Here is a 9153-nt window from a genome sequence, read left to right on the forward strand (position 1 = left end):
TCAGAACAGCAGGTTGTACTGGGTCCAGCCGCTGGTGCCGATCTGCACGCGGGCGCTGAAGGGGGCGCTCGCGACGCCGGTCCCCTTGTAGAGCCAGAGGGCGCCCGCCGCGTCGACGGCCATGAGATCCGCCTTGCCGTCGCCGGTGTTGTCTCCCGTCGACACGACCGCGGTGTAGTCCTTCCAGCCCGTCGTGGCGGCCGTGATGGTGGTGCCGAGGACCGCGTCCGCGGTGGCTTTGCCGGTGCCGGGGTAGATGAGCAGGCTGCCGGCGCTGTTGCGGGTGATGAGGTCGGCGATGCCGTCACCGGTGTAGTCACCGCGCCCGGCGATGACGCTCATGCCGTTCCAGCCGGTGGAGTCCTTCATCCGGATCTTGGCGGCGAGGGTGCCGTCGGCCTTGGCCTGGTAGAGCCACAGCTGGCCGTCACTGCCGCGGGCGACCAGGTCCGCCTGGGCGCTGCCGGCCATGTTCCCGACGGACACGAGAAGGTTGTACTGGTCCCAGCCCCCGCCCAGGCTCTTGGTGTCGTTGCCGCGTTCGGCGGTGTAGTAGAGGGTGCCGCCCATCCGGAAGTAGAGGTCGTTGCCCCGGCCGCTGTCGGAGATGTTGGCCTGGACGAGCGCGGTGGCCACCGAGTAACCGGTGCCCAGGTCCGCGCGGGCCTTCCAGCCGCCGGTGCCCTTGGCCTCGTAGTCCCAGAGGTGGCCGTCCTTGCCGCGGGCGAGGAGCGGCAGGAGGCCGGTGCCGTCGGTCGCGGCCTGCTCCAGCAGCGGGGCGGTGTCGCTGCGGGCGGCGGCGGTTCTGTCGGTGGGAGGCGCGTCGTGCGCTGTCGTGAGCGCCGCTACGGCGGTCACGACAGCGCCCACGAGAGCGAGAGCGGCCGCCCGGCGCAGTGGGCGGCCGAGAGATATCGGTGTCAAGGTGAGAAGTCCCCGTCGCTGTGGTCGGCGGGAGCTTCACTCGCACGTCATGACGCCGCGGAACAACGTGTGTCCCCGGTAAGGCCCCCGCGCCCCGGATGGTCATGTCCACGGCAAGAATGAGGGTACGGGGACTCTGTGAAAATTGTGAAGAGGTCTACGGGAGGGGCTTGGCGGTCCCATGGGCTCGTGTACGCGCTGAGGGCGCCCCCTGTGAAGGGGGCGCCCTCAGCGTGTTGTGCGGCTCCCGGAAAAGTCTGTGGGGTGGGCGACGCTCAGCTCTCGCTGTACTGGTGTATCCCGGGCACGGTCAGCGTCCCGCCGTACTGGGCGGCCTGCTGGACCGTCACATTGGTGAAGTAGATCAGCGGGATGTTCAGCGGCGGGGGGCTGTCCGGGCTGAACGTGACCGGGATCAGTCCCAGCAGGTTGCCGGAGATGCTCTCGGTGTACATGATCGTCTTGCCGCCGGTGATCGTCGACGTCGTGCCCTTGCCCGCCTGCACGTGGTACGTCGTGCCCTGCTCGGTGACGGTCTGGTAGAGGTCGCCGATGTCGGTGCCGCCGGAGATGACGTACTTCAGCACCTGCTTGGTCTTGCCGCCCGCGGTCCTGACCTTGACGACACCCTGGTAGTCGGCCCCCTTGAGCAGCAGCGAACTGGCTTTGAGGGTCCATGCCTTGTCCGCCACCGTCACACCGGGCTCGGTGTCGCCCACGTCGTCCGTGGCGGCCGGGCAGTCCTCCGGGTCCGTACTGGAACTCGCCGAAGGGCTCGGGGAGGCCGTGGCGTCCGCCGCCGCCTCCTCGGCCGCCTTGGTGGTGTCCTCCACGGCCTTGGTGGTGTCCTTCGCCGCCTTGGACGCCGTGTCGGTCGTGTCCTTCACGGTGTTCTTCACCGTGTCGGTGACCTTGTCGGTCGTCTCCTTGACGGTGTCGCCTGCGGTGCCGTCCGCGCTCTTGGACGCCGAGGGCGTCGGTGTGGGCGTCGGGGTGGCGCTGGAGGAACCACTGGAGCCGGAGCCGCCCGTGAAGATCCCGGTGATCGCGTCGCCGATCTCCGTCAGCAGGTTGCCGTCGTCGCTCGCGGAGGGCGACGGGGACGGCGTGGCGGTGGCCGAGCCGCCGGAGCCGGAGGAGGAGCTCCCCTCCTTGCCGGTGGAGGCGGAGGCGGACGGCGTAGGCGTGGGGGTGGGCGTGGCCTTGTCGTCGGAACCCGAATCCGACGACGAACCGTTCGAGCCCGAGCCGGAGTCCGACCCCGAGCCGGAGGAGGCCGACGGGGACGGTGTCGCCGTGGTGTCACCGGAGGACGGGGACGAACTCGCCGAGGCGGACGGGGAGGCGCTGCCGCTCAGTGCCGCGACGCAGTCCTTGTACTCGTCCGCCGTCAGGCTCTTCGCGGTCGGCGCGTCATCGGCCAGCGCGAGCGTCGGCGTGAAGCCGATGCCCATGAGCACGGCCGTCGGCATCGCCGCCATGGCTATCGCCTTGCCGGCCGGCATGTGGAACCTGTTGAACAGCGGCTTCTTGGGTGCCGCGTGGCGGGGCCCGGTTCTCGCACGGGACGCGTCCACGTCAGTCCCGTGGGTCACCTCGTCAGCCGGCACTGTGCCTCCCGTTCGCCCCGTTGACCGGGCTCGTTCCTGACAGATCGTTCGGCTCGCCCACCGGGTTCACCGGCCGCAGGAGCGTGGTGTCGTAGTCCGTGGCCTCGGGCGCGCCGCCCTCACCGGTCAGGTCCTGCCTGGCCGGCTCCTCCGCGGGCGGTACGCCCGGCGCCCACGCCACGGCCATCGCCCCGCCGAACAGCGCCAACAGGAAGCCGATGATGAAGCCGCCGAAGTTGGAGACGGGGAGGGACACCAGCCCGAGCAGGATCGCCGCGACACCCGCGAAGGTGCGTACGTGCTTCTGGAACCAGAGGGTGATGCCCAGGACGACGAGCAGTACGCCGATGATCAGGGATCCTGCGCCCGCCGTGGTGGCCATGGCGATGGTCAGGCCACCGAGCTTGAGGTGCGCATACGGGAAGTACATGATCGGAAGCCCGCTGATCATGACCAACAGCCCCGCCCAGAACGGGCGGGTGCCCCGCCAGGCGCGGAACTGCTGCCTCCGGTGGGCAAACTGGCCGGGCGCGGCAGGACTCTCGGCGCTCATGGAAAACAGCTCCCTGGTGCGGCGTTGCTCTTGATGAGGGTGTATCGCGATGAAGAATGTTGGGAGATGTGAAGGCGACAGGCGGGAGATGGCGGGCGGGGGACCGTAACGGCTCCCCCGCCCGTCACTGAGCGCCTAGTAGCACTCGATGCCGTCGCCGCTGCCCCAGCTCAGCCCCATGTGGAGGTTAGAGAGCTTGAAGGTGCCGGCCGTGGTGGCCCACGCCGTCTGCTTCACATCGGTCAGCACGGCCTTGTCGGCCTGCTGGGCGAACCCGAACGGGCTGGACTGCTCCCCGTCCGCGGTCTTGGGCTTCGGGGTGTTCCCCTTGGTGGTCCCGGCAGGGACACCGATGTTGATGCCCGAGAACACGGCATCTTTCGCGTCGAGGTTGGCGACATCGATGTAGATCTTGTCGGCCTCGACCGCCGTGCCCTTGTCACCTGCGGTCAGCTTCAGGGTGACCGACTTGTTCAGGAACGGAACCGGGGTGACCACGGACTGACACATGTCGGTGATCGTGGCGTGGTCGAACGCCGACACCGACACCGGGTGCGCCTGGTCCTTGCCGTCAAGACCCTTGCCCGAGTCTATGGCGCCGTACTGGTTCATGTCGTAGCCGACGAGCTGGCCGGCCCGGACCTTGAACTCCTGCCCCGACACACTGAACGACGCGGCAAGCGCGCCCTGTGCCAGGGCGACACCTATCACTGCCGTGGCGGCAACGCTGGGCACCATCACCACAGCGAACCGCTTCCATCTTGTCCCGCCACGCACCTGGGACTCCATATTTCCTCCTTCTCGGACGTACATCTCCTGGCCCTGGCTGCCCCTGTCGAAAAGGACGGCTCAGCCGGGCAGGGATGGGAGAAGTGCTACGTCCTCGGGAAGGAGAGCGCCTGCTTTCGGAGGCGCCCATTGCGCACCGATCACCGGCGATCACCCCCGAGCGACAACCACTTGGTCGCGCCTGACACACATCACGCACAACCTTGCCGGACAGGCTTCGCCGGATGGGCGAAGACCCCCCTGTCCAAGAACCGCCGCACCTGCCGCCGGCTCTGCTCGGTGGGGACCCCACGGAATCCCATGGCCCGACCGGCTGTCGGGGTGCGGGAAAGGACCGAGCGTCGCCGATCGTGGTGCATTCTCGCCGCCCGCACAAGGGGCTTCGTTACTCGGTAGTAACGGGCGGATAACCGAACAACGACCCACTGATCTCGGTCGGCGACGCTGGGTGGCAACCAGGGGGGTGACAAAGCAGTTGATCGATGGACGGAACCCGACAGATCAACGCCTCTGGCTTACTGGAAGTAACAGCGGCCGCGATTGCCAAGTTTTGGCAAAGTGCGGCCGCAGTGACCCCCCGACGGCAAATCTTTCACTCCGGCATCACATGCCGTTGTGTTTAGCAACTGGTCAGAACAGCGCGCGGGACAGCGCCCTGCGTGCGGCCGCCACCCGCGGGTCGTCGGCACCGACGACCTCGAAGAGCTCAAGAAGCCGCAGCCGTACGGTGTCCCGCTCGTCGCCCGCCGTGCGCCGCACGGTGTCGATGAGCCGCCCGAAGGCGTCCTCGACATGTCCGCCGACCAGATCGATGTCGGCGGCGGCGATCTGCGCCTGCGCGTCACCCGGCTTCTCGGCCGCCTCCTTGCGCACCTGCTGCGGGTCCAGGCTCTGCACCCGGTGCAGCAACTCGGCCTGCGCGAGCCCCAGTTTTGCCTCGCTGTTGCCGGGGTCGTCACTCAGTACGTTCTTGTAGGCCTGGACGGCACCGCCGAAGTCCCCGGCGTCCAGGGCGCGTACGGCGGCTTCGAGGAGGGCGTCGTACGGTCCCGCCTGCACCGGCGCGGGCTGCGGGGCGGCACCCGGCTCGGCGTCCGGGTCGACGGCGAGGCCGGTCAGCCCGAAGCGCTGCTCGGCGACCTGCACCAGCTGGTCCAGGGTCTGCTGGATCTGCTCCTTGGGCGCCGCGCCCTGGAAGAGCGGCAGGGCCTGTCCGGCGACGACGGCGAACACGGCCGGGATGCCCTGCACCCCGAACTGCTGCATCAGCATCTGGTTGGCGTCGACGTCGATCTTGGCGAGGAGCAGGCGTCCGTTGTACTCGACGACGAGTTGCTCCAGCACCGGGCTCAGCTGCTTGCAGGGCTCGCACCACTCGGCCCAGAAGTCGATGACGACCGGGACCTCGGTGGACCGCTCCAGGACATCGCGTTCAAAACCCGCCTCGTCTACGTCGATGACGAGATCGGCCGGGGAGACGGCACCCGGGCCGCCGCCGTGCCGGGCCGCTTCGGCGCGCGCCTGCTCCGCCTTCGCCTTGGCCTCCTGGGCCGCTTTCACCGCGGCGAGGTCGACGACTCCGCTCATGGACATGTTCCGTGGCTGCATGCGTCTATCCTCCCCCGTGAGCGCGCGTCTGTGAAAAGCATGGTGAAAGCCGGTCGTGCGGCGCGGTCCTGACGCCGGGTCCCCACCCCACGCCGTGCGCTCCGCCGCTCGCGTACGTCCGTCGCGAGCTTTCGCTACGAGTCGTAGCGTAATGGCACCGAGTGCCTGCCCGGTACCCCGCCCCGGTGATCTCTCTCACTCCCGTCGAGAACGGCCGGTTATGGTCGGAGGATGCAGAGCCGCACCCCCGCCCCCCGCGCCGCAGGCCGCCCGCGCAGCGCCGCCGCGGACACCGCGATCCTCGCGGCGACGAGGGCGGCGCTGGTGGAGCTGGGCTGGTCGAAGCTGACGCTGGGAGATGTGGCTACCCGTGCGGGGGTCGCGAAAACCACCCTCTACCGCCGCTGGGCCGGCAAGAACGAACTCGTCGTCGACGCGGTCGCCGAGCTCTTCGACGAGCTGGAACTCCCCGACAGCGGGACCCTCGCCGCGGACATCGAGGGCGTGGTCCTGCAGTTCGCGGCGATCCTGGCCCGTCCGGAGGCGAAGAACGGCCTGATGGCGGTGGTGGCGGAGTCGTGCCGCGACGACGCGCTGCGCGAACGTATCCGGTCCTCGATCGTCGACCGCCAGAAGCGGCTGGTCCTTCAGGGCCGGGAGCGCGCCCAGGCCCGCGGTGAACTCCCTCCGCCGGCGGACCCCGTCGAGGCGGCCCGCACGGCCGACCTGATCTTCGACATGGTGGCGGGAGCGGTGGTGCACCGTACGCTGGTCAGCGCGGAACCGGCCGACGAGGCATGGGTCCGCGGTTTCACCCAGGTGCTGCTGACGGGTCTGACGGGCACAGGCCTGGAGTGAGGCGCGCGGGTGAGGCAGGGGGTGAGGCGCGTGGGTGAGGTGCGCGGGTGCGGTCAGAATCCCGCCGGCTCCGTGTAGACCCCCCACTCGTCCCGCAGCACCCCGCAGATCTCCCCGAGAGTCGCCTCCGCCCGCACCGCGTCCAGCATCGGCCCGATCATGTCGGACCCGTCCCGGGCGGCAACGAGCATTCCCTCCAGGGCCGTTCGCACAGCCCGTTCGTCCCTCGCCGCCCTACGACCGCCCAGCGCCCGCACCTGCTCGCGCTCCACCTCGTGGCTCACCCGCAGGATCTCCAGGTCCCCGGTGACCGACCCGTGGTGGACGTTCACCCCGACGACCCTCTTCTCGCCCTTCTCCAGGGCCCGTTGGTAACGGAAGGCCGCGTCCGCGATCTCCCCCGTGAACCATCCGTCCTCGATCCCCCGCAGAATCCCGGACGTGATGGGCCCGACGGGATGCCGTCCGTCGGGATGCGCCCTGAGTCCCCGCTCCCTGATCTGCTCGAAGATCTTCTCCGCGTCCGCCTCGATCCGGTCCGTCAACTGCTCCACGAACCACGAACCTCCCAGCGGATCGGCCACGTTGGCGACCCCGGTCTCCTCCATGAGCACCTGCTGAGTCCTGAGCGCGATCTCCGCGGCCTGCTCGCTCGGCAGCGCGAGTGTCTCGTCCAGCGCGTTGGTGTGCAGGGAGTTGGTCCCGCCCAGCACCGCCGCGAGCGCCTCGACCGCCGTACGGACGACGTTGTTGTACGGCTGCTGCGCGGTCAGCGAGACCCCCGCGGTCTGGGTGTGGAAGCGCAGCCACTGCGCCTTCTCGGACCGCGCCCCGTACACGTCCCGCATCCACCGCGCCCAAATGCGCCGGGCCGCCCGGAACTTGGCGATCTCCTCGAAGAAGTCGACGTGCGCGTCGAAGAAGAAGGACAGCCCGGGTGCGAACACGTCGACGTCCAGACCGCGTGACAGGCCCAGCTCCACGTACCCGAACCCGTCCGCGAGCGTGTAGGCCAGCTCCTGCGCGGCCGTCGAACCGGCCTCACGGATGTGGTACCCGGAGACGGACAGCGGCTTGTACGCGGGGATGCCGGCCGCGCAGTACTCCATCAGGTCGCCGATGAGGCGCAGGTGGGGCTCGGGCCGGAAGAGCCACTCCTTCTGCGCGATGTACTCCTTGAAGATGTCCGTCTGGAGCGTGCCGTTGAGGACGGACGGATCCACGCCCTGCCGCTCGGCCGCGACCAGGTACATGCAGAAGACGGGGACGGCGGGCCCGCTGATCGTCATGGACGTCGTCACGTCACCCAGCGGGATGTCCCGGAACAGGACCTCCATGTCGGCGGCCGAGTCGATGGCGACCCCGCAGTGCCCGACCTCGCCGAGCGAGCGCGGGTCGTCGGAGTCCCGCCCCATGAGCGTCGGCATGTCGAAGGCGACCGACAGGCCACCGCCGCCGTTGGCGAGGATCTTCTTGTACCGCTCGTTGGTCTGCTCGGCGTTCCCGAACCCGGCGAACTGCCGGATGGTCCAGGTCCGCCCCCGGTAGCCGGTCGCATACAGCCCGCGCGTGAAGGGGTACTCCCCCGGCCACCCGATCCGCTCGAAGCCCTCGTACGTGTCCCCCGGCCGTGGCCCGTACACCGGCTCCACGGGGTCTCCGGAGAGCGTGCCGAAGTCCGCCTCCCGCTTCCGCGAGGCGTCGTACCGGGCCTGCCATCGTCGGCGGCCCTCTTCGATGGCGTCAGCGTCCATACCATCGAAGGTACTAGGACGTCCAAGTAAACGGGGAAGGGCGACCGCCGTACGCGTGCGCGTGCGCTGCCGTACGGCGGTGGGGGTTACGCCTTGACGGGCGCCGGAGTGCCGTCCACGACCTTGCCCTCCAGCTCGTGGCTGACCCTGCGCTCGACGAAGAACGCGGCGGTCGGGATCGTCCCTGAGAGCAGCACCCATGCCAGCTTGCCGAGCGGCCACTTGGCCTTGGAGCCGAGATCGAAGGCGAAGACCAGATAGATGATGTAGAGGACGCCGTGGATCTGGGAGACGACCAAGGTGACGTCCTCACCCATGCCGAAGCCGTACTTGAACACCATGCAGGTGCACAGCACGAGCAGCATGACGGCGGTGACGTAGGCCATCACCCGGTAGCGGGTGAGCACGCTCTTCTTCATGGCATCGAGCGTAACCGTCCGTTCCGGGAGATCTTGCCCCGGGTCAGTCCTCGTCGAAGTCGCGCGCGGCGATCCTCAGCGGCCGCAGCATCGCGAAGATCTCCGCGCACTCCTCGGCGTCGTACACCCCGAGCCCGAAGTCCATCGCCATGAGGTCCCGGGTGGCGGCCTCGACGGCCTCGCGGCCCTTGTCGGTGATGGAGGCGAGGGTGCCGCGGCCGTCGTTGGGGTTCGGGCGCTTGTCGACCAGACCGGACCTGACCAGGCGGTCCACGGTGTTGGTGACCGACGTGGGATGCACCATGAGCCGCTCGCCGATCTTCGACATCGGCAGCTCGCCGGCCTTGGAGAAGTTGAGCAGCACCAGCGCCTCGTACCGCGCGAACGTCAGCCCGTACGGCTTGACCACCGCGTCGACCTCACCGAGCAGGATCTGGTGCGCGCGCATGATCGAGGTGATCGCGGCCATGGACGGCACGTTTCCCCAGCGCTGCTTCCAGAGTTCGTCGGCGCGGGCGATGGGGTCGAAGGGAAGACTGAGCGGCTTCGGCACGGCACCGACCTTACCGGCCGGTCACATCGTGGTCAGCACCGTCTCGCACTTCAGACTGTGCGGGCCGGTGGGGGCGGGCGTTTTT

Annotated in this window: 9 protein-coding genes; 1 reads left to right on the forward strand and 8 read right to left on the reverse strand. The window is 69.0% G+C overall.

Annotation, left to right across the window (positions count from 1 at the left end; translation table 11 throughout):
* From ACFVYN_RS34460 to ACFVYN_RS34480, 5 genes are all read right to left on the reverse strand, one after another.
* The gene (locus ACFVYN_RS34460) at window positions 1-924 is read right to left on the reverse strand and encodes an FG-GAP repeat domain-containing protein (RefSeq protein WP_390005826.1); all 924 of its coding nucleotides are present in this window, start codon (window positions 922-924) and stop codon (window positions 1-3) included.
* Window positions 925-1199: 275 nt separating this feature from the next.
* Window positions 1200-2534, reverse strand: a complete 1335-nt coding sequence (locus ACFVYN_RS34465) for a hypothetical protein (protein ID WP_390005827.1) — start codon at window positions 2532-2534, stop codon at window positions 1200-1202.
* Complete coding sequence (locus tag ACFVYN_RS34470) at window positions 2524-3087, reverse strand: DUF6114 domain-containing protein (protein WP_390005829.1); 564 nt, start codon at window positions 3085-3087, stop codon at window positions 2524-2526. The genes ACFVYN_RS34465 and ACFVYN_RS34470 overlap by 11 nt, the downstream gene beginning before the upstream one ends.
* 135 nt (window positions 3088-3222) lie before the next feature.
* Window positions 3223-3876: a DUF6230 family protein gene (locus ACFVYN_RS34475; RefSeq protein WP_390005830.1), complete on the reverse strand. Its 654-nt coding sequence runs from the start codon at window positions 3874-3876 to the stop codon at window positions 3223-3225.
* 630 nt (window positions 3877-4506) lie between these two features.
* Entirely contained in the window at window positions 4507-5484 is a 978-nt protein-coding gene (locus tag ACFVYN_RS34480) for a tetratricopeptide repeat protein (protein WP_390005832.1), read from the reverse strand.
* 231 nt (window positions 5485-5715) lie between these two features.
* On the opposite strand from ACFVYN_RS34480, the gene ACFVYN_RS34485 reads away from it, so the two are divergent.
* The gene (locus ACFVYN_RS34485; protein ID WP_390005833.1) at window positions 5716-6342 is read left to right on the forward strand and encodes a TetR/AcrR family transcriptional regulator; all 627 of its coding nucleotides are present in this window, start codon (window positions 5716-5718) and stop codon (window positions 6340-6342) included.
* 53 nt (window positions 6343-6395) lie between these two features.
* Here ACFVYN_RS34485 and ACFVYN_RS34490 read toward each other — a convergent pair whose 3' ends face one another.
* The 3 genes from ACFVYN_RS34490 to ACFVYN_RS34500 all read right to left on the reverse strand — a co-directional run bounded on the left by ACFVYN_RS34490 (window position 6396) and on the right by ACFVYN_RS34500 (window position 9068).
* Window positions 6396-8096, reverse strand: a complete 1701-nt coding sequence (locus tag ACFVYN_RS34490) for a methylmalonyl-CoA mutase (RefSeq protein ID WP_390005835.1) — start codon at window positions 8094-8096, stop codon at window positions 6396-6398.
* Window positions 8097-8182: 86 nt separating this feature from the next.
* Window positions 8183-8515: a DUF3817 domain-containing protein gene (locus tag ACFVYN_RS34495; protein ID WP_390005837.1), complete on the reverse strand. Its 333-nt coding sequence runs from the start codon at window positions 8513-8515 to the stop codon at window positions 8183-8185.
* Window positions 8516-8558: 43 nt separating this feature from the next.
* A complete protein-coding gene (locus ACFVYN_RS34500; protein WP_390005839.1) occupies window positions 8559-9068 on the reverse strand; it encodes a MarR family winged helix-turn-helix transcriptional regulator in 510 nt (169 codons plus the stop codon).
* Between the last annotated feature and the right edge of the window lie 85 nt (window positions 9069-9153).

The sequence above is a fragment of the Streptomyces sp. NPDC058307 genome, assembly GCF_042880295.1.
GTDB lineage: Bacteria > Actinomycetota > Actinomycetes > Streptomycetales > Streptomycetaceae > Streptomyces.

Coding starts and splice junctions, on each gene's coding strand:
- ACFVYN_RS34470 (WP_390005829.1), bottom strand. CDS start 3,087: ATGAGCGCCGAGAGTCCTGCCGCGCCCGGCCAGTTTGCCCACCGGAGG.
- ACFVYN_RS34475 (WP_390005830.1), bottom strand. CDS start 3,876: ATGGAGTCCCAGGTGCGTGGCGGGACAAGATGGAAGCGGTTCGCTGTG.
- ACFVYN_RS34480 (WP_390005832.1), bottom strand. CDS start 5,484: ATGCAGCCACGGAACATGTCCATGAGCGGAGTCGTCGACCTCGCCGCG.
- ACFVYN_RS34485 (WP_390005833.1), top strand. CDS start 5,716: ATGCAGAGCCGCACCCCCGCCCCCCGCGCCGCAGGCCGCCCGCGCAGC.
- ACFVYN_RS34490 (WP_390005835.1), bottom strand. CDS start 8,096: ATGGACGCTGACGCCATCGAAGAGGGCCGCCGACGATGGCAGGCCCGG.
- ACFVYN_RS34495 (WP_390005837.1), bottom strand. CDS start 8,515: ATGAAGAAGAGCGTGCTCACCCGCTACCGGGTGATGGCCTACGTCACC.